This window comes from Alteripontixanthobacter muriae (assembly GCF_013336795.1).
GTDB lineage: Bacteria > Pseudomonadota > Alphaproteobacteria > Sphingomonadales > Sphingomonadaceae > Pseudopontixanthobacter > Pseudopontixanthobacter muriae.
Window position 1 is genome coordinate 250,876 of record NZ_JAAFZT010000035.1, and the last position, 23,724, is coordinate 274,599.

The 23,724-nt window shown below is 62.8% G+C and carries 20 protein-coding genes; 18 read left to right on the plus strand and 2 right to left on the minus strand.

Annotated features, from left to right (window positions below):
- Positions 1-77 precede the first annotated feature (77 nt).
- The 9 genes from G7A66_RS11180 to G7A66_RS11220 all read left to right on the plus strand — a co-directional run bounded on the left by G7A66_RS11180 (position 78) and on the right by G7A66_RS11220 (position 8,814).
- The gene (locus G7A66_RS11180) at positions 78-656 is read left to right on the plus strand and encodes a histidine phosphatase family protein (RefSeq protein ID WP_174295735.1); all 579 of its coding nucleotides are present in this window, start codon (positions 78-80) and stop codon (positions 654-656) included.
- A complete protein-coding gene (locus tag G7A66_RS11185) occupies positions 653-1,471 on the plus strand; it encodes a TIGR04290 family methyltransferase (RefSeq protein ID WP_174295736.1) in 819 nt (272 codons plus the stop codon). Before G7A66_RS11180 ends, G7A66_RS11185 begins: the two co-directional genes overlap by 4 nt.
- Entirely contained in the window at positions 1,468-2,385 is a 918-nt protein-coding gene (locus tag G7A66_RS11190; RefSeq protein WP_174295737.1) for a beta-xylosidase, read from the plus strand. The genes G7A66_RS11185 and G7A66_RS11190 overlap by 4 nt, the downstream gene beginning before the upstream one ends.
- A 22-nt stretch (positions 2,386-2,407) precedes the next feature.
- Positions 2,408-3,514, plus strand: a complete 1,107-nt coding sequence (locus G7A66_RS11195) for an inositol-3-phosphate synthase (RefSeq protein WP_174295738.1) — start codon at positions 2,408-2,410, stop codon at positions 3,512-3,514.
- A gap of 4 nt (positions 3,515-3,518) precedes the next feature.
- Positions 3,519-4,484, plus strand: a complete 966-nt coding sequence (locus G7A66_RS11200; RefSeq protein ID WP_206675175.1) for an MDR/zinc-dependent alcohol dehydrogenase-like family protein — start codon at positions 3,519-3,521, stop codon at positions 4,482-4,484.
- A 2-nt stretch (positions 4,485-4,486) separates the two neighbouring features.
- Positions 4,487-5,476: a Gfo/Idh/MocA family protein gene (locus G7A66_RS11205; protein ID WP_174295739.1), complete on the plus strand. Its 990-nt coding sequence runs from the start codon at positions 4,487-4,489 to the stop codon at positions 5,474-5,476.
- A 69-nt stretch (positions 5,477-5,545) separates the two neighbouring features.
- Positions 5,546-6,124, plus strand: a complete 579-nt coding sequence (locus G7A66_RS11210; RefSeq protein WP_174296017.1) for a uracil-DNA glycosylase family protein — start codon at positions 5,546-5,548, stop codon at positions 6,122-6,124.
- 132 nt (positions 6,125-6,256) lie between these two features.
- Complete coding sequence (locus G7A66_RS11215; RefSeq protein WP_174295740.1) at positions 6,257-6,814, plus strand: hypothetical protein; 558 nt, start codon at positions 6,257-6,259, stop codon at positions 6,812-6,814.
- A 143-nt stretch (positions 6,815-6,957) separates the two neighbouring features.
- Positions 6,958-8,814: a DUF885 domain-containing protein gene (locus G7A66_RS11220; RefSeq protein WP_332310544.1), complete on the plus strand. Its 1,857-nt coding sequence runs from the start codon at positions 6,958-6,960 to the stop codon at positions 8,812-8,814.
- Between the two features lie 64 nt (positions 8,815-8,878).
- Here the strand turns inward: G7A66_RS11220 and G7A66_RS11225 are convergent, their stop codons facing one another.
- Entirely contained in the window at positions 8,879-9,505 is a 627-nt protein-coding gene (locus tag G7A66_RS11225) for a TetR/AcrR family transcriptional regulator (protein WP_174295741.1), read from the minus strand.
- Positions 9,506-9,670: 165 nt separating this feature from the next.
- On the opposite strand from G7A66_RS11225, the gene G7A66_RS11230 reads away from it, so the two are divergent.
- The 9 genes from G7A66_RS11230 to G7A66_RS11270 all read left to right on the plus strand — a co-directional run bounded on the left by G7A66_RS11230 (position 9,671) and on the right by G7A66_RS11270 (position 21,929).
- Positions 9,671-12,070 (plus strand): TonB-dependent receptor, encoded by a 2,400-nt coding sequence (locus tag G7A66_RS11230; RefSeq protein ID WP_174295742.1) that lies wholly within the window; start codon positions 9,671-9,673, stop codon positions 12,068-12,070.
- A 58-nt stretch (positions 12,071-12,128) separates the two neighbouring features.
- A complete protein-coding gene (locus tag G7A66_RS11235; protein ID WP_174295743.1) occupies positions 12,129-13,394 on the plus strand; it encodes a spinster family MFS transporter in 1,266 nt (421 codons plus the stop codon).
- 98 nt (positions 13,395-13,492) lie between these two features.
- On the plus strand, positions 13,493-14,620 hold the full coding sequence (gene pheS, locus G7A66_RS11240) for a phenylalanine--tRNA ligase subunit alpha (protein WP_174296019.1): 1,128 nt from the start codon (positions 13,493-13,495) through the stop codon (positions 14,618-14,620).
- Positions 14,617-17,019: a phenylalanine--tRNA ligase subunit beta gene (gene pheT / locus G7A66_RS11245; protein ID WP_174295744.1), complete on the plus strand. Its 2,403-nt coding sequence runs from the start codon at positions 14,617-14,619 to the stop codon at positions 17,017-17,019. The genes pheS and pheT overlap by 4 nt, the downstream gene beginning before the upstream one ends.
- Positions 17,020-17,093: 74 nt before the next feature.
- The gene (locus tag G7A66_RS11250) at positions 17,094-18,668 is read left to right on the plus strand and encodes a peptide chain release factor 3 (RefSeq protein ID WP_174295745.1); all 1,575 of its coding nucleotides are present in this window, start codon (positions 17,094-17,096) and stop codon (positions 18,666-18,668) included.
- A gap of 42 nt (positions 18,669-18,710) precedes the next feature.
- Positions 18,711-19,292 carry a pyridoxamine 5'-phosphate oxidase family protein gene (locus G7A66_RS11255; protein WP_174295746.1) on the plus strand — a complete coding sequence of 194 codons (582 nt, stop codon included), beginning with the start codon at positions 18,711-18,713 and terminating at the stop codon, positions 19,290-19,292.
- A gap of 23 nt (positions 19,293-19,315) precedes the next feature.
- Positions 19,316-20,014, plus strand: a complete 699-nt coding sequence (locus G7A66_RS11260; RefSeq protein ID WP_206675176.1) for an endonuclease/exonuclease/phosphatase family protein — start codon at positions 19,316-19,318, stop codon at positions 20,012-20,014.
- A gap of 149 nt (positions 20,015-20,163) precedes the next feature.
- Positions 20,164-20,502, plus strand: a complete 339-nt coding sequence (locus G7A66_RS11265) for a P-II family nitrogen regulator (RefSeq protein ID WP_174296020.1) — start codon at positions 20,164-20,166, stop codon at positions 20,500-20,502.
- The gene (locus tag G7A66_RS11270; protein ID WP_232366820.1) at positions 20,499-21,929 is read left to right on the plus strand and encodes an ammonium transporter; all 1,431 of its coding nucleotides are present in this window, start codon (positions 20,499-20,501) and stop codon (positions 21,927-21,929) included. The genes G7A66_RS11265 and G7A66_RS11270 overlap by 4 nt, the downstream gene beginning before the upstream one ends.
- Positions 21,930-22,034: 105 nt before the next feature.
- Here G7A66_RS11270 and G7A66_RS11275 read toward each other — a convergent pair whose 3' ends face one another.
- The gene (locus G7A66_RS11275) at positions 22,035-23,624 is read right to left on the minus strand and encodes a GMC family oxidoreductase (RefSeq protein WP_174295748.1); all 1,590 of its coding nucleotides are present in this window, start codon (positions 23,622-23,624) and stop codon (positions 22,035-22,037) included.
- Positions 23,625-23,724 lie beyond the last annotated feature (100 nt).

A 23,724-nucleotide genomic window follows, 5' to 3' on the forward strand; every position in this document is an offset into this window, starting at 1 on the left:
AGCTGCAAGGGTCCGCCGGCCTCTCATAGGGCGACGGACAGAAGGGGGATTTCACGATCGACAGCGCAACGATCCTTATGATCAGGCATGCGTCGCATGAGGATATCGGCAGCAGGCTTTCCGGACGCCTGCCGAACCTTGCCTTGAGCATGGCGGGGCGGGCTGAGGCGGAGACGCTGGCACGCGGAATTGCCGCCGAAATGCCGGATGCGATCCAGTCCAGCCCGGTGTTGCGGGCCAGGCAGACTGCGGAAGCCGTCGCGGACGCTTGCGGCCATGGCGTCGGCATCGCGGACGCGCTGGAGGAAGTGGATTTCGGGGACTGGACCGGCCGCTATTTTGACGATCTGGAAGGCGATCCTGACTGGGACTTCTGGAACACGCATCGTTCTCAGGCCAGCACGCCGTCTGGCGAAAGCATGAAGGCAGCGCAGGACCGGGTCCGCGCCCATGTTGCGGCAATGGCGCGAGATTATCGTGGAAAAACATTGGTGATGGTCACCCATTGCGACATCATCCGTGCTCTTGTAGCCGCTATCCTCGGGCTGACGCTCGACAACATCCTGCGTTTCGACGTGGGGCCGGCATCGGTGACGCGCGTGGAAGCCGGCGACTGGGGCGCAAGGCTGACGAGATTGAACGAGAGGTTTGCATGAAGACGAATACTGCCCACGCGCCGAGCGACAACGCCGAACAGAACCTTCGGGCCGAAGTCGAAGAACTGGCGCCGTGGTTCCAGAACCTCGATCTCGGCAACGGCATCCGCACTGCTCCCGATCATTTCCTGGGCGATTATCCCGCGTTCAAGTACCGCCGCTTCGCGGATGCTCTGCCGGCAGATCTCAATGGCGGATCGGTGCTCGACATTGGCTGCAATGCCGGGTTCTACTCAATCGAGATGAAGAAGCGCGGTGCCGGGCGCGTCCTCGGTATCGACAGCGACGACCGCTATCTCGATCAGGCGCGGCTTGCCTCGAAAACCCTGGGTTTCGGGGATATCGAATACCGCAATCATTCAGTCTATGACGTGGCTGCGCTGGGAGAGAAGTTCGACCTCGTGATCTTCATGGGCGTGCTCTATCATCTACGCCATCCGCTGCTTGCGCTCGACCTGATCCGCGAACATGTCGCGGGCGATCTGATGCTGTTCCAAACGATGCAGCAGGGCAGCGACGCGGTGATGGACGTGCCGGAAGATCATCCCTTTCACAAACCCGGCACCTTCGATCCGCCGGAGATGTTCGACGATCCGGCCTATCCGAAAATGCATTTCATCGAACGCAAATATGCGCATGACTGGACGAACTGGTGGGCGCCGAACGCCGCCTGCAGCCAGGCCATGCTGCGCGCATCGGGCTTCACGATCGTGGCGCAGCCCGAATCCGAAGTCTATCTCTGCCGCGTCGCGCCGGTTCCCTATGCGGATCTCGGGCCCGCGGCCGTCTATCCGCAAAAGGGGAAATCCGCATGATCGAAGGGGCGATGATCTGGAACGAGCCGAACAACAAGTCGCACTGGAATCCTGAGCTTGACCCCGACTGGTCGATCTATGCCGATACGGTCATCCGAACCGGCAAGGCGATTGCGGACGTCAATCCTGACCTGACGAGGGTGCTGGGCGGCATGTCGCCGATCGACCCGCACTGGGTCGAGAAAATGCGCGGCCACGGCGCGCTGAACGAGGTCGATGTCGTGGCGGTGCACGGTTTTCCCATCGACTGGAATCTGTGGCCGATCCACGCCTGGCCCGACAAGATAGCCGAGATGAAGGCAGTCGTTCCCGACAAGCCGATCTGGGCGACCGAGGTCGGCGTCGGCAGTTTCGGCGCGGAGGAAGTCCAGGTCTTCGGCGTCGACAAGACCGCCGAACTGCTCGTCGGCCTCGTGCCCAATATCTACTGGTATTCGCTGTTCGACCTGCCGCAGAGCTGGGGCGCGGAAACCCGCCACCGCGAGGCGGAAGGCTCCAGCTATTTCCGCCATTTCTACATGGGCCTCATCCGTGAGGACGGCACGCCGAAGCCTGCGCTCGATCATTATGCGAAGCATGCTGCCGACATGGGCCTCATGCAGTGGTTCCACTTCCACGATCCGCGCCTGGACGAGGCGGTGAAATGGATGAAGGATCTCGGCGTCAAGAAGCTGCGGACCGGCCTGTCATGGGCCGACAGCTTCCGCCCCGGCGCTACCGAATGGTTCGACCGCCAGATGGAGGCGCTGTCCGATTTCGAGGTGCTGGTCACCTTCTGCTTCACGCCCGAACATCTCGGCGTCGAGGCGCATCACACCAGCTGCGCGAAAGACCCGCAGCAATTCGCCGACTTCTGCGCCTGGGCGGTGGAGCGCTATGCGCCTGCCTCCAGTGCGGTAAAGTCGCGGGCATGACGAATACAGGAAGGACGCTTGCATGCTGACCACCAGCTCCAGATCCATCAATGTCGCGCTCGTGGGGGTCGGCAATTGCGCCAGTTCGCTGGTGCAGGGCGTGTCGCATTACCGCGCCGGGACGAACGATCTGATCGGCCTGATGCACCATGATCTCGGCGGCTATGTTCCGGGCGACATTCGCTTCGTCGCCGCCTGGGACGTGGACCGGCGCAAGGTCGGGCGCGATATTTCGGAAGCGATCTTCGAGGCCCCGAACTGCACGACCGTCTTCTGCGAAACGGTGGAGAATACAGGCGCGAAGGTCCGCATGGGATGCGTTCTCGACGGGGTGGCCGAGCATATGGCCGCTTATCCGGAAGGCCGCAGCTTCATCGTCGCCGATCAGGCACAGGCCGACAAGGACGAGGTCGTCACCGCTCTGCGCGAAAGCGAAGCCGACGTTCTGATGAACTATCTTCCCGTTGGCTCGCAGGAAGCGAGCGAGTTCTACGCCGAATGCGCGCTGGAAGCAGGCGTCGCCTTCGTCAATAACATTCCCGTCTTCATCGCGAGCGATCCCGAATGGGCCGACCGCTTCCGCAAGGCGGGCGTGCCGATCATCGGCGACGACATCAAGGCGCAGCTTGGCGCCACCATCGTCCACCGGGTGCTGACCGATCTGTTCCGCAAGCGCGGCGTGAAGCTGGACCGCACCTATCAGCTGAACACCGGCGGCAATACCGACTTCCTCAACATGCTGGAGCGCAAGCGGCTCGCCTCCAAGAAGATATCCAAGACCGAGGCCGTCCAGTCGGTCGCCGCGACGCGCATGGCGGATGAGAACATCCACGTCGGCCCCTCCGACTATGTCGCCTGGCAGAACGACAACAAGGTGTGCTTCCTGCGCATGGAAGGGCAGCTGTTCGGCGGCGTTCCCATGAACCTCGAGATGCGCCTGTCGGTGGAGGACAGCCCGAATTCGGCAGGCGTGGCGATTGATATGATCCGTTGCGCCAAGCTGGCTCGCGATCGGGGCCTGAGCGGACCTGTGCTTCCCGCCGCCGCCTATTTCTGCAAGCATCCGCCCGAACAGATGACCGATGATGCGGCCTGGGCAGCGCTCGAAAATTTCATCGAAGAGAGCTGACGTCATGTCCGAGACGATGAAGGCGGCCGTACTGATCGGCCCGCGGCAATTCGCCATACGCGAAGTGGACGTGCCCCGGCCGGGCGAAGGCGAGGTGCGCCTGAAGCTGGAGGGATGCGGCGTCTGCGCATCCAATGTTCCCCCCTGGGATGGCCCCGAATGGATGGAATATCCGACGCCTCCCGGTGACCTCGGTCATGAAGGCTGGGGCGTGATCGAGGAAGTCGGACCGGGCGTGACCGGGCTTTCCGCCGGTGACCGCGTGGCGGCGCTTTCGGGCCGGTCCTATGCCGAGAGGGACATTGCCGAAGCGGGCAGGCTGGTGAAGCTGCCCCCGGAGCTCGACGGGCAGCCTTTTCCGGGCGAACCGCTGGGCTGCGCGTTCAACATCTTTCGGCGCAGCGATATTCAGGCAGGGCAGGCCGTCGCCATCATCGGGATCGGCTTTCTGGGCGCTGTCGTTACGCATCTTGCCAGCAAGGCGGGCGCGCGGGTCATCGCCATTTCGCGGCGGCAGGAATCGCTCGATCTCGCCCGCCACTACGGCGCGGCGGAGACGATCGTCATGGATGATCATTACACGATCATCGAACAGGTGAAGGCGCTGACCGGCGAGGACATGTGCGAACGCGTGGTGGAATGCGTGGGCAAGCAATGGCCGCTCGACCTTGCGGGAGAGCTGGTCGGCTTCGGCGGCAGGCTGGTTGTCGCCGGCTATCACCAGGACGGGCCGCGCCAGGTGAACATGCAGATGTGGAACTGGAAAGGCATCGACGTCATCAACGCGCATGAGCGTGACGAAGCCGTTCAATTGCAGGGCGTGCAGGAAGCGGTGGATGCCGTGGCAGGGGGCATTTTCGATCCTGCGCCGCTCTACACCCACACATACAGGCTCGACCAACTGGACGAAGCTCTCGACGCCACGCGCGACAAGCCGCAGGGTTTCGTCAAGGCACTGGTGACCTACTGACCATGCGCCCAAGAATCGGATTTCTCGGCACCGGCTGGATCGGGCGCCACCGGATGAAAGCCATGCTGGACACTGGCATGGTCGAGGCGGCCGCGCTGGTCGATCCTTCGGAAGATTGCCTGGCCGAGGCGCGTCAGATCGCGCCCGACGCGGAAGTACTCTCGTCTTTCGATGCGATGCTGAACAGCGATCTCGACGCTGTGGTGATTGCTACCCCAAGCGCCCTGCACGCCAGTCAGGCCATCGTCGCGCTGGATCGCGGCATGGCGGTTTTCTGCCAGAAGCCGCTCGGCCGGGACCTGGATGAGGCGCGCGGCGCGATCGAAGCAGCGCGCCGTGCCGACCGATTGCTGGCGGTGGACCTGTCCTATCGGCGCACCGCCTTTGCGCAGGCTCTCGCCCGGCGCATCCGCAGCGGAGCGATGGGCCACATCTTCGCCGCCGATCTGCATTTTCACAACGCTTACGGCCCCGACAAGGACTGGTTCTACGATGCCGAGAAGTCCGGCGGCGGTTGCCTGATCGATCTCGGCGTGCATCTGATCGACCTCGCCCTCTGGGCGCTGGACTGGCCTGAGATCGAGGATGCCTCCGGGCGCCTTTACGCGAAAGGTAAGCCGCTTCGCGAGAGCGATGCCGAAGTGGAGGATTACGCCCTCGCTCGCATCGATGTAGCTAATGGGCGAACCATCCAGATCACCTGCTCATGGCATCTGCATGCCGGGCAGGATGCGCTGATCGGAGGCATGTTTCACGGGACCGAAGGCGGAACCGCGTTCCGCAATGTGGGCGGCAGTTTCTACGATTTCGAGGCGGAAGCGAACGATGGGACTTCGCACGACAATCTGTGCGCACCGCCAGACGATTGGGGCGGTCGGGAAGCGGCACATTTCGCCGAGCGGCTGGCTGAAGGCGCCCGGTTCGATCCCACTTGGGAGAAGCACTTGCAGGTGTTCGACGTGATCGACCGACTCTATCGCGACTTGCGCTAGATCTGTGCCGCCTGCTGCGGTGAAGGATTGTCGCTGAAGTGGTATGGCGACTTGGTCAGCGACACCACAATGAACGACTTCGATAATCTTCTCGCAAATGTGCGCGCCTGCCGGGCCTGCCATGACCTGTTGCCCCACCAACCGCGACCGGTCGTGCAGATGTCACCCACAGCGCGACTGATCGTTGCCAGCCAGGCACCCGGCAGCAAGGTTCATGCCTCTGGCGTTCCCTTCTCGGATGCCTCGGGTGAACGGCTGCGGGAATGGATGGGGATCACCTCCGATCAGTTCTACGATGCGGAGAATATCGCCATTCTGCCCATGGGGTTCTGTTATCCCGGAAAGGCGGCAGGAGGAGACGCCCCGCCGCTCGCCCGATGCGCCCCGCTCTGGCGCGAAAAGCTTCTGGCGCAGATGCCACAGGTTGGCCTGACCCTGCTGGTCGGCACCCATGCGCAGAAGCACGTCCTTGGCCCCGGGCGGATGCGGGACCGGGTCAGGAATTTTCGCGGCTTCCTGCCCCGCTATTTTCCGCTGCCGCATCCCTCCTGGCGGTCCACGATCTGGATGCGCGACAATCCATGGTTTGCAACGGACGTTCTGCCGGCCTTGCGCTACCGGGTACGCAACGCTCTGCAAGGAACCTAGCTGCGGCTCTCCCGAACGGCACCGCTTTAAACGGTTCAACAGTGCACTCCGCACGGCTGCCTGCATCTGCGCTCGGAACTCTGCGTTGCGCATCGCATTGATAAGGCGGTTGAAATCGCAAGGAGACACAAGATGAAGAAGGCACTACTGGGCGGCATGGCCGCTCTCGGCATTGCGCTCGCTCCGGCGGCAATCGCGCAGACCACGACCGGCTCGAGCGCCACGATGGCGAGCGAACAGCGCGCCGTTTACGACAGCTGGCCGGCGGAACAGCAGCGCACTTACGATGCCATGAACCGCGACATGCAGCTCTATTTCTGGACCCTGCAGCCGAACGAACAGGCGGGCTGGTGGGCACTCAACAACGATCAGCGCATGCGGCTTTATGCGATGATGCCCCAACAGCGGACTGCAGCGTGGAATTCGATCAACGCGCAAATGGCGGGGATGACCAATCCGGCTGCAACAACCGCCGCGCGAACCACCTCTTCCTATCCGGCTAGCGGCAACATTCAATATGTCAGCGGACCGGTTGTACAGGGCAATCTGTCGCCGATGGCAACCCAGCCGGCGGAATATCCGGTCTGCAACAGCGACCAGGACGACAGCTGCATTAACCCCTATGCCGCCGGACGGCGTGGGCCGAACGTCGAGCGGCCGCTGCCTTACTGGCCCGGCGAAGAATCCTAAACTGCGCTGGCAGCGAACAAGGAAGGGCGTCCTGACGGCGCCCTTCTTTTTGTCTGCAGAAGATGATGGCGTGACGAGCGTGCTTCGCTATTACGATCTTATAAAGCCTCTGCAAAAGAGCGCTCGATCCATGGGAGAATTACGTGAAGAACCTGGCCGTCCTGCTCCTCGTCGGTACTGCACTCGCCGGCTGCGCAGCCCAAGGCGGGAGGGAGCCGTCGTACGTTCCTGCTGCACCCGTCATGGCGACCGCGCCTGCACCGGTTGCAGCGCAGCAGACTGCGGAAGATGCCCGACTGCTGACGCTGGTGGATAGCGCTTTCGACGAGGCTGTCGCGCGCAGCCCGGAATTCATGACCAGCCTCGGAATAAGGCAGGATTACGGGCGTTTGGACGATTACACCGATGCCGCCAGACTTGAAGATGCCCGGCTGTCGGAAGCCTATCTCGCCCGATTGCAGGCGGAGATCGATTACGACGCCCTCACTACCGATGGGCAGCTCACCTATGACCTGTTCAAGCGGCAAGCGGAACGCAGCCGCCGCAATCTGGAATGGCGCTGGCATGATTTCGTATTCTCGACCAACGGCAGCCCAACGGGTGATATCCCGGCCTTCCTGATCAACCAGCATCGCGTGGACAGCGTCGCCGATGCCGAGGCGTACGTCTCGCGCCTGCGCGAGGTTGAGCGGGTGATGTCGGAAATTGCGGCGAATATCCGCACGCAAGCCGAAATGGGCATCGTGCCGCCGCAATTCGTGTTCGAGCCGGTGCGGGCCGATGCGCAGAACGTGCTGAAGGGCGCGCCCTTTGACGATGGCGAAGCCGGAACCCTGCTCCAGGATTTCACCACCAAGGTGGAGGCGCTTTCCGCACCTCCAGCCGAAAAGTCGCGCCTGATCGCTTCCGCTCGCGAGGCGCTGACCGGACCGTTTCGGCGCGGCTACGACACTTTCTTCGCCGCGATGGATGCGGTCGAACCGCTGGCGACCAGCAATGATGGCGCTTGGCGATTGCCGCGCGGAGCCGAATATTACGCGAACAATCTGCGCAATTCGACGACAACCGAATTAAGTGCCGACGCAATCCACCGCATCGGGTTGAACGAGGTCGAGCGGATCCAGGGTGAGATGCGCGCGATCATGGAGCGGGTTGGGTTTAAAGGCACGCTCCAGCAGTTCTTCGAATACATCAAGACCGATCCGCAGTTCAAATATCCGAACACGGAAGCCGGGCGGGAACAATATCTGGAGGATGCGCGCGGTTTCGTCGCGCAGGTCATGGCCAAGGCGCCGGAATATTTCCACCGCCTGCCCGAAGCGGATCTCGAAGTGCGTGCCGTAGAAGACTGGCGCGAATTGACGGCGCCGGTTGCCTTCTACAACCGCCCGGCACCGGACGGGTCACGCCCCGGCATCTATTACGTGAACCTTGCCGACATGACGCAGGTGCTGAAGCCCCAGATCGAAGGCATCAGCTATCACGAAGGCGCGCCGGGCCATCACTTCCAGATCGCCCGCGCGATGGAACTTGAAGGATTGCCGAAGTTCCGCCGGTTCGGTGGTTATGGGGTCTATTCCGAAGGCTGGGGCCTCTATGCGGAACGGCTGGGCCGCGAGATGGGCTTCTATCAGGACCCCTATTCCGAATTCGGGCATCTCAGCCTCGAACTCTGGCGCGCGGTGCGGCTGGTGACCGATACCGGCCTTCACGCCAAACGCTGGTCGCGCGAGGACGCGATCCGTTACTTCCAGGAGAACTCGCTGTTGTCGGAGCGGGATATCGTCAAGGAAGTTGAACGCTACATCAATTGGCCGGGCCAGGCGACCAGCTACAAGATGGGGCAGTTGAAGATCGTGGAACTGCGGCAGAAGGCAGAGCAGGCGCTGGGCGATCGCTTCGACATTCGCGATTTTCATGAAGTCGTGCTTGCCGATGCGGCGCTTCCGCTGGATTTGCTGGAAGAGCGGGTCGACGCGTATATCGCGCAGGCCAGATAGCGGATTGGAACGGCTCGGTGGCGGCTTACTGCTGCTGTCGAGCCGTGCTTCCCTGGCGCATTACTCAGGCGCGGTGCGCACCTTCCGCGGCAATGCCTGCCGCGATGAAGCGGTTGGCGCGGGCTGCGAGGTCTTCCGGGTCGCCGTCATTCCCCCAGACGAAATAGCGCAGCCCCAGAAACACGTTCATGCCCATGATCGCCCAGGCGTGCATCTCGCCAATGTCATCCCGCAGTTCGCCCGATTTCGCGCCGGCCCGTAGACGACCCTCAATTCGGCTGGCGATGGTTTCGTAATGCCGGCGGTAGCTTGTCGGATCGACGAATTCGGCTTCGTCGATGATGCGGTAGATTTCCTTGTGCTCCCGCGCGAACTCCAGGAAACTGCGCAAGGCGAGCCGTTCGATCGCGAGCGCCCCGGTTTCCTCGCCGATCGTCGCTACCGCCCGGCGGCCCACCTGCCGAGACATGTCGCGGACCAGCGCCCTGAAGATCGCGTCCTTGCTGTCGAAATAGGTGTAGAACGTGCCGAGCGCGGTTCCTGCCAAGCGGGTGATCGAACTGATCGAAGCCTCGTGAAAGCCTTTCTCGGCAAATTCCTGCGCGGCTGCATCCAGCAGTTTGCGCTTCGTACGGCGGCCACGGTCGGTTCTCGGCTGCTTGGCCTCTGCACCGTCCAGTTTGTCGTCCATGCTTTACCCCCGATGCGGACCCGTCGATCCGACTTCGTGTCCTACCGGTCACACCGGCCACAAGTTCCTGCCTATCGATAGTTGAAAGATGGTTCAACTTTCATTATGACCGGTGTCAGAGAGACGGTTTCGATCCGTCCGATCTATTTGCAGAGGGGAATTCTGATGGCTCTTTCGACAGCACAATGGCGCGCGGTCCTGCTGACCGGCGCGGGAATCACTGCTCTTTCGGCTATGCCCGTCGCGGCGCAGGTGCTGCCCGAGGATGAGCTGACGGAAGTGGTGTCCGCATCCTCCGACCCCGTGGAAGCGCCGGAAGTTCGCGTGGCCAGCGAGGCCGGCAGCGTCATCGTCGTCACGGCCCGCCGCCGCGAGGAACAGCTGCAGGACGTTCCCATTGCGATCACCGCCTATTCCGGCGAACAGCTGGAGCAATCCGGCGCTCTCGACATCACCGATATCGCGCAGACTACGCCGAGCGTTACGCTGGAGGCTTCGCGCGGTACCAATTCCACGCTGACAGCCTTCATTCGCGGTGTCGGCCAGCAGGATCCCGTCGCCGGTTTCGAGGCAGGCGTCGGCATCTATCTCGACGATGTTTATCTCAACCGTCCGCAGGCCGCGGTGCTCGAAATTTACGACCTCGAGCGTATCGAAGTGCTTCGCGGACCGCAGGGTACGCTTTACGGGCGCAATACCATCGGCGGCGCGATCAAATATGTCAGTCGCCGTCTGGGCGACACGCCCCGGCTGAACCTGCGTGCGACCTACGGTACCTATGATCAGGCCGATCTGACCGCCAGCTTCGCCTTGCCCATCGGGGACAGCGGCTTCGCGATTGGCGGCGGCGGCGCGGTCCTGTCGCGCGAAGGCTTCGGAACCAATCTCACCACGGGTGAGGAAAATTACGACAAGCAGATCCGCGCCGTACGCGGCACAGTCGAATATGATCGCGGACCGCTCTTCGTGCGGTTGTCGGGTGATTACACGGACGACAACAGCAATGCGCGCGGCGGCCACCGCCTGATCCCGGGTCTCGCCAGCGGTATCCAGCCGCTCGACGATGTGTACGACACGCGTGGCGGTCTGCAGGAGCCGGAGCAGGATGTCGTTGCCTATGGCGGTTCGCTGTTCGTCGAGCTTCAGGCGAGCGATTTCGTGTCGCTGCGTTCGATCACCGGCTTCCGCAAGGATGACAGCGGCACGCCAATCGACTTCGACGCGCTGCCCGCAATCGATGTCGACGTGCCCGCCTTCTACAACAACGAACAGTTCAGCCAGGAATTGCAGGCGCTGTTCGAATATGGCTCGCTGAACGGGCTGATTGGCGCTTACTACCTGAATGCCAACGCACGCACCGTGTTTGACGTGCGCCTGCCGGGCGGCGTCACTGCACTGACGGCGGGCGACGTGGATACCGAAACCTACGCGATCTTCGCCGATGCGACCTATGATTTCACTTCGCAGATCAGCCTGTCGGTAGGCGCCCGTTATACCTGGGACGAACGCACCTCCCAGGTCGATCGCGCTCTCTATCTTGGTGGGGCATCGCCTTTCTTCGGCGGAAATGGTTTCCTGTTCGTGCAGCAGACCGACTTCGAAGGCACCCGCGATTTCAAGCGCTTCACCCCGCGCGCATCGCTCAGCTACGAACCGACAGAGGACCATCTGTTCTATGCAAGCTATTCGAAGGGCTTCAAGGGCGGCGGCTTCGATCCGCGCGGTGTCGGCATCGCCGCACCCGATCTCGATGGTGATGGCATTGGCGGTGCCGGAGGCGATTACGACGATATCTACCAGTTCTTCACTTTCGAGCCGGAAACCGTCGATTCCTACGAAATCGGCTACAAGGCGTCGCTGTTTGCCAACCGCGTCAATGTCGCGCTGGCAGCGTTCCGTTCGGACTATACCGACGTGCAGATCCCCGGATCGGTTGGCACGGTAGTGAACGGCCAGCAGACCTTTGCCGGCATCACCACCAATGCGGGCGAGGCGCGCATTCAGGGTGTCGAAGTGGAAGCGAACGCGGTCGTAGCACGGGACTTCGCCGGACCGGCGAGCCGCTTCAGTCTGTCAGGCACGGCAGGCTATCTGGATGCCGAATATCTCCAGTTCATCGATGCCCGCGGCATTGACGTTGCAGATAATCGGGCCTTCCAGAACACGCCGGAATGGACCGCCAGCGGCACCGCGCTTGTGTCTCTTCCGGTGGGCGAAGGCTATGTCGACACCAGTGCGACGGTGTCCTATCGCAGTAGCACGCAGCAGTTCGAATTGCGCAATCCGCTGCTCGACCAACCGGGCTTTGCGCTGTTCAACGCCAACATCGTCTGGCATGCGCCGGGCGATCAGTTCACGCTCGGGCTGCATGGACGCAATCTGTTCGACGAACGCTACATCGTCTCAGGCTACAGCTTCCTGGCGCAGAACCCCGACACTGGCGAGTTCATCCCCAATCCGGCGACCGGCAGCCCCTATACTTCCACGCTTGGCGCAGAGGGCATCCTGACCGCCTATTACGGCAGCCCGCGTCAGGTGTTCGTAACCGCAGGCGTCAAGTTCTGAATATCTGATCCCTGGGGCCGCAGCCAGCGGGCGCGGCCCCATTCCAAGGAAACTTCACATGGCCAGTGCCGCCCTTCCGTCGTCCGGCCGCCGCGCCGGCGTGCTGGCGATGCTGCTGCTCGTCTACATCTTCAACTTCCTCGACCGGCAGATCCTTTCCATTCTGGCAGTGCCGATCAAGGCGGATCTCGGCCTGAGCGACACGGAACTCGGCGCGCTGGGCGGCATCGCCTTCGCATTTCTCTATTCCACGCTTGCCATTCCGCTCTCGCTGCTGGCGGACCGGACCAGCCGCAGCTGGGTCATAACGGTTTCGCTCGCGGTCTGGAGCGGCTTTACCGCCCTGTGCGGACTGGCCAGTAATTTCTGGCAGATGTTCCTGTTCCGCCTTGGCGTCGGCGTTGGCGAAGCGGGCGGCGTCGCGCCAAGCTATGCGATGATAGCCGATTACTTCCCGCAGAGTCAGCGTGCGCGGGCGCTGTCGATCTATTCGCTCGGCATACCGCTCGGGTCGGCGGCGGGCGTGTTGTTCGGCGGCTATATCGCCACGGCGGTGGAATGGCGTACCGCCTTCATCGTGGTGGGACTTGCAGGCGTGCTGATCGCGGTTCCTTTCAAGATGATAGTCAAAGACGCACCGCGCGGCGGGTTCGGCGATGCTGGCACCGATCTCGCGCGGCCGGCCTTTGGCACAGTCTTCCGGATCGTCTCGCGCAAGCCGAGCTTCTGGCTCCTCGCCTTCGGAGCCTCGTTCAGCTCCATCTGCGGCTACGGCCTGGCCTTCTGGCTACCCAGCCTGATGCAGCGGAGTTTTGGCCTGACCCTGATTGAGACTTCACAGTTTATCGGAGTGGTGCTGCTCATCGGCGGCTGCGCCGGCGTGCTCGGCGGCGGCTGGCTGGGCGACCGGATGGGCGGGCGCGACAAGGCAGCCTACGCGCGGGTTCCCGCGATTGCCTTCGTTCTTGCGGTGCCTCTGTTCGCTGCGGGCCTGATGACGTCTTCGGTGCCTCTCGCTCTCGCTCTGTTCCTCGTGCCGCAGGCGCTGGCCTATGTCTGGCTCGGACCGGTCCTGTCGGCCGTGCAGCATCTGGTGCCAGCGACCATGCGGGCGACGGCTTCGGCGAGCTTCCTGTTCATCAACAATCTGATCGGCCTTGGCTTCGGATCGTTGATCCTTGGCGCGGTTTCCGACGCGATGACGGCGGAATATGGGGCGGAAGCATTGCGCTATTCGATGATTGGCGCTCTGGGCTTCTACCTTCTGGCCGCCCTGTTCATGGCGATCGCGGCGAAGCACCTGCGAGGCGACTGGGTGGATTGAGGCAGCCGATCCGTCAGCACCATCCATCGTGTTGCCCTTTGTCGCGGCGGTGCTAGACAGAGCAAACGCCGATGACCGCTGACAAAACGAAAGACATGATGGCCGATATCGACCAGCTTCGCGCCGATGCCATGGCGCAGATTGCCGCATCCGACAGCCTTGAAGCGCTAGACCAGACACGTGTCGCGTTCCTCGGCAAGCAGGGCAGCATCTCGCTGCTGATGAAGACCCTGGGCAAGATGAGCCCTGAGGAACGGCAAAGCGAAGGCCCACGGCTGAATAGTCTACGCGGCGATGTCACCGACGCGACAGCGGCGAAAAAGGCCGCGTTGGAGACAGCGGCGCTCGACGCCAGGCTGGCCAGCGAGCGAGTGGATCTGTCGCTGCCCGCACCCGAAACACCGCAGGGCAGCGTGCATCCCGTGTCGCAGGTGATGGACGAACTGGCCGAGATCTTCGCCGACCTTGGTTTCGCCGTGAAGACCGGCCCTGAAATCGAGGATGACTGGCATAATTTCACCGCGCTCAACATGCCCGAAAGTCACCCGGCGCGGGCAATGCACGACACGTTCTATTTCCCCGACCGGCTGGAGGCAGGCGACGGCACATCCCGCCGCATGGTGCTGCGCACGCATACCTCGCCCGTACAGATCCGCACGATGATGGCCGAAGGCGCGCCCTTGCGCATCATCGCGCCGGGGCGGGTCTATCGCAGCGACAGCGATGCGACGCATACGCCCATGTTCCACCAGATCGAAGGGCTGGTGATCGACCGCGACATCCACCTCGGCCATCTGAAATGGACGCTGGAGACCTTCCTCAAGGCGTTCTTCGAACGGGACGATATCGTTCTGCGCCTGCGCCCCTCCTATTTCCCGTTCACCGAACCCAGCGTCGAGGTCGATCTCGGCTGGATAATGGAGAACGGCCGCCGCGTTGTTGGCGGATCGCCCGATCCCGATGGCGGCGATGGCGGCACCAGCGGCTGGATGGAAGTGCTCGGCAGCGGCATGGTGAATGCCCGTGTGCTGGAAGCTGCGGGCCTCGACCCGGCGCAATGGCAGGGCTTCGCCTTCGGCACCGGCGTCGACCGCCTGGCGATGCTGAAATACGGGATGAATGATTTGCGCGCCTTTTTCGACGGGGATGCCCGCTGGCTACATCATTACGGCTTCAGCGCCTTTGACCAGCCGACCCTCTCCAGCGGCGTGGGGGCACGAGCATGAAGTTCTCTCTCGAATGGCTCAAGGATCATCTGGAAACCGACGCTGATGTCGGAACCATCGCGGCAAAGTTGAACGCGATTGGTATCGAGGTCGAGGGGATTGAGGATCCCTCCGAAAGGCTTTCCGGCTTCCGGGTGGCCGAGGTTCTGACCGCCGCTCCGCACCCCGATGCCGACAAGCTACAGGTGCTGACAGTGGATGCCGGTTCCGGCGATCCGCTGACGGTAGTCTGCGGCGCGCCCAATGCGCGGGCCGGCATGAAGGGTGTTCTGGGCCTCCCCGGCGCAGTGGTGCCCGCGAACGGCATGGAACTGCGCCGCAGCGCCATTCGCGGTGTCGAATCAAACGGCATGATGTGTTCGGTGCGCGAGCTGGAACTTGGCGACGAACATGACGGCATTATTGAATTGCCGCAGGATGCCGTCGTCGGCACGAGCTTCGCCGATTATCGCGGCGCCAGTCCGGTGTTCGATGTTGCGATCACGCCCAATCGCCCCGATTGCATGGGCGTGCATGGCATCGCCCGAGATCTCGCGGCGGCAGGGCTGGGCAAGTTGAAACCCATTGCCACGCCTGATGTGGCGGCAAGCGGCGATTGCGAGATGGGGATCGAGGTTTCGGACCCGGAAGGCTGCCCCGCCTTGTATGCGCGGACGGTCAAGGGGATCAGCAACGCCTCGTCTCCCGAATGGATGCAGCAGCGCCTGCTATCCGCCGGTCAGCGCCCGATTACCGCGGTTGTGGACATCACCAATTACCTGATGCTCGCCTATGGGCGCCCGGCGCACGCCTATGATCTGGCGAAGCTTTCCGGCCCCATGGTCGCCCGCCGCGCTGCCGAGGGTGAGACGGTCGAGGCGCTGAACGAGAAGACCTATACTCTCGATAACACGATGACCGTCATCGCCGACCAGCGCGCCGTTCACGACATCGCCGGGATCATGGGCGGCGAGGAGTCGGGTGTCTCTGCCGACACGACCGATCTTCTGCTGGAAATCGCCTATTTCGATCCTGAGGCCATTGGCCGGACCGGGCGGCGGCTGGGTCTCACCTCCGATGCGCGTACGCGGTTCGAGCGCGGCGTGGATCCTGCTTTTCTGGACGATGGTCTGGCTTTGCTCACCGGTCTGATCGTGGAAAGCTGCGGCGGAACGCCGTCGCAGATCGTGCGGGCGGGCAAAGCGCCGACCGAGCCGATGATACTCGCTTTCGATCCCGATCTGACAAGTCGCCTAGGCGGTGTCTCATTTGCTCCCGATGAGCAGGCCACCATATTGGAAAGCCTGGATTTCGCGGTTGAGCGCGCTGATGAAGGCTGGAGCGTCACGGTTCCGCCGCGCCGCCACGATGTGGAAGGACCCGCCGATCTAGTCGAGGAAGTGGTTCGCATCCACGGGATCGACCGCGTCGAGAGCGTAGCGCTCCCGCGCGCCGAGGGCGTGGCCAAACCGGTCGCCACGCCGGAACAGCAGATGGAACGCCGCCTTCGCCGCGCTGCCGCTGCAAGGGGGCTGCACGAGGCCATTACCTGGTCCTTCCTTCCCGAAGAGCAGGCGACTTTGTTCGCGGATGACGATCAAGCTCTCTGGGTTTTGGACAATCCGATCAGCGAGGAACTGAAGGCGATGCGCCCGTCGCTCCTGCCCGGCCTGATTGCTGCGGCGAAGCGGAATGCGGATCGCGGCGCTGCGGGAACGCGCATCTTCGAACTTGGCCGCCGCTACTTCCGCGCTGCCGATGGGTCCAGCGACGAACGAGCGACGCTGGGCGTGGTTCTGGCGGGTGAAAAGGCATCGCGCGGCTGGGCGACCGGCAAGGCGCAGACATTCGATGCTTTCGACGCCAAGGCGATTGCGTTGGACCTGCTGGCAGAAGCGGGTGCGCCTGTCGACAAGCTGATGGTGATGTGCGAGGCGGGTGGCCAGTTCCACCCTGGCCAGTCCGCCACGCTGCGCCTCGGTCCAAAGAACGTGCTGGCGCGCTTCGGTGCGCTCCACCCAGGTCTGCTGGACAGGTTCGACATTCAGGGGCCGGTCATGGCTGCGGAAATCTTCCTGGAGGCAATTCCTGCCCAGAAGGGTGCGGCGACTTTCGCCCGCGCCGCTTTCGCTCCGCCCGCTTTGCAGGCCATTTCTCGCGACTTCGCCCTCCTCTTGCCGGAGGATGTCGCTGCGGGCGATCTGCTGCGCGCCGTACGCGGAGCCGACAAGGCAGCGATTGTCGATGCGCGCATCTTCGATCGATTCACCGGGCAGGGCGTGCCGGAAGGACAGAAGTCGCTGGCGGTGGAGATTACCCTGCAACCGGGAGCGAAAAGCTTCACCGATGCCGAGATCAAGGCGATTTCGGACCGCGTGGTAAAAGCGGCGGAAAAGATCGGTGCGCAATTGCGCGGCTAGACGTTGATGGACTTAGGTCAGCATCGTCGCTGACGCTGGACGCATGGGCGGGCGCATAGTAATCGCCCGCCATCATGCCAGAAAACACGTCCAACTCGCCCGCTGCCTCCGGCAACGCGTCGCGCCGCACCTTCGCCATCATTTCCCATCCCGATGCGGGCAAGACCACGCTGACGGAGAAACTGCTGCTGACCGGCGGCGCCATTCACCTGGCGGGCGAGGTAAAGGCGCGCGGGCAGGCCCGGCGTGCCCGGTCCGACTGGATGAAGATCGAGCAGCAGCGCGGCATTTCGGTGACCAGTTCGGTCATGACGTTCGAGCGCACGGATTCCGATGGCACATCCGTCATCTTCAACCTGCTCGATACGCCGGGGCATGAGGATTTCTCCGAAGACACCTATCGCACTCTGACGGCGGTCGATTCCGCGATCATGGTGATCGACGCCGCCAAGGGCATCGAACCGCAGACGCGGAAATTGTTCGAGGTCTGCCGATTGCGCTCGGTGCCGATCATCACATTCATCAACAAGGTGGACCGGGAAGGGCGACCCGGCTTTGAATTGATGGACGAAGTGGCCGACATGCTGGCGCTGGATGTCAGCCCGCAGAACTGGCCAGTCGGCATGGGCGGGCAGTTCGAAGGCATTCTCGACTTCACAACCGGCGCCATCGCCCGGCCCGAAGGACCGAGCCGCGAATTCCTGGGCAAGCGCGATGCCGATGCCACCCTGCCGGAACAATGGGCGGAGGAAGCCGAACTGGCACGAGTCGGCTATCCCGAATTCGACGTCGATGCCTACCGGAATGGCGATCTGACGCCGGTATATTTCGGATCGGCATTGAAGAATTTCGGCGTGACCGAGTTGATCGAGGCGATCTCGCAGTTCGCGCCCCCGCCGCGCGCGCAGCCTGCGGGCGAGGAGCAGGTCACACCGGGGCGGGACGAGGTCACCGGCTTCATCTTCAAGGTGCAGGCCAATATGGACCCCAACCACCGCGACCGCATCGCCTTCATGCGGCAGGTGTCGGGCACCTTCAAGCGCGGCATGAAACTGACGCCATCGGGCCTTGGCAAGCCGATCGCCATCCATTCGCCCATATTGTTCTTCGCCCAGGATCGCGAGATTGCCGACACAGCCGAAGCGGGCGACATCATCGGCATCCCCAATCACGGCACCTTGCGCGTGGGCGATACTCTGTCGGAAAAGAACGGCATTCGTTTCACCGGGCTGCCCAATTTTGCACCGGAAATATTGCGGCGGGTCGTCCTGCGGGATCCGACCAAGACCAAGCAGTTGCGGAAGGCGCTGGACGATCTTTCGGAAGAAGGCGTCATTCAGGTGTTCTACCCCGAGATCGGCGGCCAGTGGATCGTCGGCGTCGTCGGGCAATTGCAGCTTGAAGTGCTGATCTCACGCCTGTCGGCCGAATATAAGGTCGAGGCCGTTCTGGAGCCTGCGCCCTTCGCCACGGCGCGTTGGGTGACCGGACCGGAGGAACCCTTGCGCGATTTCGAGAACTTCAATCGCGCCAATCTCGCGAAGGACCGCGATGGAGATCTCGTGTTCATGGCGAAATCCGAGTGGGACGTTGGTTATCAGGCGGAAAAGCATACCGACCTGAAGTTCGGCAGCACCAAGGAGCGTTGAAGAAGCGGTGACAGGTGGCGTTCTGCGGCTTAGCATCGCCGCATGGCTGATTTTTCCGAACGCTTGAGTGCCGATCACATCGCGATGATCGAAGGCCAGCCGGTCTTCTTCACCGCGACAGCGGCTGACGAGGGTCGCATCAACCTGTCGCCCAAGGGTTATGATGCGTTCCGTATCCTGGCACCCGACCGGGTCGCCTATCTCGATCTCGGCGGTTCGGGCAACGAGACGAACGCTCATTTGCTGGCCGATGGCCGCATCACCATCATGTTCTGCAATTTCCAGCAGCCCGCGTTGATCCTGCGCATCTATGGCACGGGCATTCCCGTGCTGCCGCAGGACGATGCATGGGATGGGTTGGCGACGCATTTCACGCTGCTGCCCGGCACGCGGCAGATATTCGACATCAAGGTGGAGAGCGTTCAGACGAGTTGCGGCTGGGGCGTTCCGGTCATGGCGCTGGAGAAAGAGCGCGCCACGCTGCTTAAATTTCATGCGAAGCAAGATCCCGCCGATTGGGTCGATCAGGTGGCAGGGCCCGCCACCAGCATCGACGGCCTGCCGGTCCGCCAGACCGATCGCTTCATCGCCGGGGCTTTTCCGCCGGGGACCGAAACGCGCTAGAAGTCGTTAGTGCTGGTGACGTGATGATCAAATTCGCCAGCTACAACATCCACAAGGCCGTCGGAACAGACCGTCGCCGAGACCCAGAACGGATTATCGCCGTCCTGCGCGAGATTGATGCGGACGTCATCGCCTTGCAGGAAGCCGATCTGCGCCTTGGCGACAGGGCCAGCGTACTCCCCCGGGCAGCGCTCGACGACACGAAATGGCGTGCCGCGCCCGTCGCCCGGCGTCATCGCAGCATCGGCTGGCACGGCAATGCCCTTCTGGTCCGGCGCGACATGGAAATTGGTCCGGCCAGGGCATTGGAATTGCCGACGCTGGAGCCAAGGGGCGCGATCTGCTGCGACATCGTGGTGGAGGGCATGCCTGTGCGCGTGGTGGGTACGCACCTCGATTTGTCAGGGTTGCGGCGCCGGGAACAGGTGCGCTCGATTATCGACCAACTGGTCGGCTGTGACGGCGATTGCCCGGCTATCATCATGGGCGACTTCAACCAGTGGGGCACTCGGCGCGGGGCCATGAAGGAATTTGGCGACAACTGGCATGCGGTGGATTGCGGGCGCAGCTTTCCAAGTCGGCAGCCAATCGCCACTCTGGACCGCATCGTGGTCAGTGCTGGATGGCACTGCAGGGACAAGGGCGTGCATCACAGCGCACTGGCAGCAGTCGCATCCGACCATCTGCCGGTCTGGGCGGAACTCGAGATGCCTAAGATTTAGGCAGAGGCACAGTGCTTGTGCAACAATCCTTCGCACCTGCAGCGGATATGGGACGAAATGATGCGTCAAACGGCAGCGACAGGTAATCTGGCACGCTCGTTGCATTGAACCTCCTGCCGGCACGTCCGGACAGGAAAGAGGGGGTTTCGGTGGATTACATCATCGCCATCATCAAGCCGTTCAAGCTGGACGAAGTGCGCGAGGCGCTCGGCCTTGTCGGCGTCGCCGGCATGACCGTGACGGAGGTCAAGGGTTTCGGGCGGCAGAAAGGCCAGACCGAGATTTACCGCGGTGCGGAATATACCACCAACATGCTGCCGAAGGTGAAGCTGGAGATCGCCGCAAGTTCGGCGATGACGCCGCAAATCGTCGAGACGATCCAGCAGGTCGGCAACACGGGCAGCATCGGCGACGGCAAGATCTTCGTACTTTCGCTGGCCGACGCGACCCGCATCCGCACCGGAGAAAAAGGGGAGACCGCGCTATGATACCGGCCCACAAGTTGCACATTCCGAAACGCCTTGCAGGTCCGCTCGACCGGGTTCTTGCGGCTGGCCTGGCGAGCTGCGTCTCCCTCGCGGTCACGGCTAGCGCCAGCGCTCAGGCTTTGACCGATGAGGCGGAAGGAAGCCCCATTGCAGGTGTCACGGTCGATCCGCTGGTCCCGCCTGCGGTCGAGACCATCGTGGCTGTCGCCAATCCGGGCAATAATGCCTGGATGATGACGGCGACGATCCTCGTCCTGTTGATGATCCTTCCCGGTCTCGCCCTGTTCTATGGCGGCCTGACAAGGTCCAAGAACATGCTCTCAACGATGACGCAGGTGGGCGGCGCTGCAACGCTGGCCATGCTGATCTGGGTGATGTGGGGTTATTCCACCGCCTTCGGCCCCGAAGGCAATGCATTCTTCAGCTGGGGCAATCTGTTCCTGTCCGGCGTGACTCCGGACTCCACTGCGGCGACCTTCAGCGACGAGGTCATCAGCGAATATGTCTTCATCAGTTTCCAGATGACCTTCGCCGCGATCACCGCAGCACTAGTTGCCGGGGCGACGGTGGAGCGGCTGAAGTTTTCGGCCCTGATGCTGTTCACCGCGATCTGGCTGACGATCGTTTATTTTCCCATCGCCCACATGGTCTGGGCCGGTGGTGGGCTGCTGTTCGACGATGGCGCGCTGGATTTCGCAGGCGGCACCGTGGTGCACATCAATGCCGGTGTATCGGCGCTGATCCTCGCCATGTTCCTCGGCAAGCGGCGGGGCTATCCTTCCGAACCCATGCCGCCGCACAGCCTGACGCTGACGATGGTTGGTACGGGGCTGCTGTGGGTCGGTTGGTTCGGCTTTAACGCAGGGTCCGAACTGGAGGCGGACGGCATTGCGGGGCTGGCCATGATCAACACCTTCGTCGCGACTGCGGCTGGTGCGCTGACTTGGATGCTGATGGAGCGCTTCGCCGGGCATAAGGGTAGCGCGCTCGGCTTCTGCTCCGGCGTGATCGCGGGTCTTGTGGCCGTGACCCCGGCAGCTGGCAACAGCGGGCCGTTCGGAGCAATCGTGCTGGGCATCATCGCCTCTGTCATCGCCTATTTTGCCGTGGCGAAGCTGAAGGCGCGGCTCGGCTATGACGATGCGCTGGACGTGTTCGGCATTCACGGTGTCGCCGGTATCGTTGGCGCGATCGGCACGGGCATCGTCTACCAGCCACAATTCGGCGGCCCTGGCGATGGATCGGTCGCTCTAGCCGAACAGGTCGGCATCCAGATCTGGGCGGTTGCCGTTGCGATTGTCTGGGCTGCGGTCGGCACCACCATCGCGACCCTCATCGTCAAGGCTACCGTGGGGCTGCGCGTCACCGAGGATGTCGAGCGCGAAGGCCTCGATATCGGCGAGCATGGCGAGCGCGCCTATAACTGACACCTGAATTGACGGGGCCGGAATCTCTCCCTCCGGCCCCGTCGATGCTGTTCCTCCTGCGAACAACGCCTTTAGGGGCCGGGGCGTGCCGCTCCGGCCCTTTTTTCACGCGTTCAGGGCAGCCTTGACGAAGTCGGCACAGCGTTCGCCGATTATGATGCTGGGCGCATTGGTGTTGCCGCTGACGAGGCGCGGCATGATGCTGGCATCGGCCACCCACAAGCCGTCCACGCCGCGTGCTTTCAGGAGAGGGTCGACGACGCTGTCGCTGTCAGCTCCCATGCGGCAGGTGCCGACCGGATGATAAACCGTATCGGCGCGGCTGCGGATCATGTCGTCCAGTTCGGCATCGTTCTCGAGGTTCACGGGATGCCGGTCACGCGGTTCGTGCCGGGCGAGGGGCGGGGCTTCGACGATCCTGTGCGAAAGCCGCACGCCTGAGCGCAAGACGGCCATGTCGCGGTCATCATCGAGGAAGTTGGGATCAATTGCAGGAGCATCTGCCGCATCCGCAGAGGCAAGCCGCACGGTGCCCCGGCTTTCCGGCCGCAGCACGCAGGCATGGAGGGAAAAGCCATGACCCTTCACGCTGGTGCGCCCGTGGTCTTCCAGCATGGCGGGAACGAAGTGCCATTGTACATCGGGTGCGGGCGCGTCGGGCTGCACCGTCCAGAAGCCGCCTGCCTCGGCATAAGGCGTCGTCATCACGCCGGTTCGCTTGCGGCGATGCTCGATCATGGATTTCACCATGTTCAGCGTGCCTTCCAGCGAGTTGCCGATGAAGGAGCGGCTGTCGGTTTCCCAGCTCGACACGTAATCAATGTGGTCCTGCAGGTCGCTCCCCACTGCCGGACGGTCGGATACGACCCTGATCCCGTGGTCCCGCAAATGATCAGCGGGGCCGATGCCTGACAGCATCAGCAATTGCGGGGAATTGAACGCGCCCGCGCTCAGGATCACGCCTCCGCGCGCGGTCACGGTGCGGCGGCGGCTACCCGCGCGATAGGTGACGCCGGTGACCCGCCCGTCGGTGATCTCAAGCTTCTCGACCGTCACGCCGATCCGCACGTCCAGATTGCGCTGCCTGCGCAGCGGTTCGACATAGGCCCGGCTGGCCGACCAGCGCTCGCCATCCTTCTGCGTGACCTGGAAAATGCCGAAGCCCGCCTGATCGCCATCGTTGAAATCGTCGGTGACCGGCAATTGCAGGGCGGCGGCGCTTTCGACGAATTCGCGGCTGCCGGGATTCGGCCAGTGCTGGTCGGATACGTGGAGCGGGCCGTCGCCGCCGTGATACTGGCTGGAACCGCGTTCATTATGTTCGCTGCGGCGGAACCAGGGCAGCACATCGTCATAGGACCAGCCGGTGCAACCCAGCGCCGCCCAATTGTCATAGTCCCACTTGTTGCCGCGGATATAGATCATCGCGTTGATCGCACTCGAACCGCCAAGCCCCTTGCCGCGCGGCTGATATCCGACGCGGCCGTTCAGGCCCTTTTGTGGGACGGTTTCGTAGCGATAGTTCTGGCTGCCGCGCAGGAACGGCATGAAACCGGGCGTCTTCACCAGCATGTCGTTGTTGCGCCCGCCCGCTTCGAGCAGGCAGACCTTGCGGGTGCCATCCTCGGCCAGACGGCCTGCCGCCGCACTGCCGGCGCTGCCGCCACCCACGACGATGATGTCGAATTCGTCCATATGTCCCTCTCCCTTGCAGCCGGTTGTTCTGGCCTTTGCGGGTGAGGTTAGGATGACGACGGACGCGCTGCAATCGCCTTCTGCATGGCGGGCAGGTCGT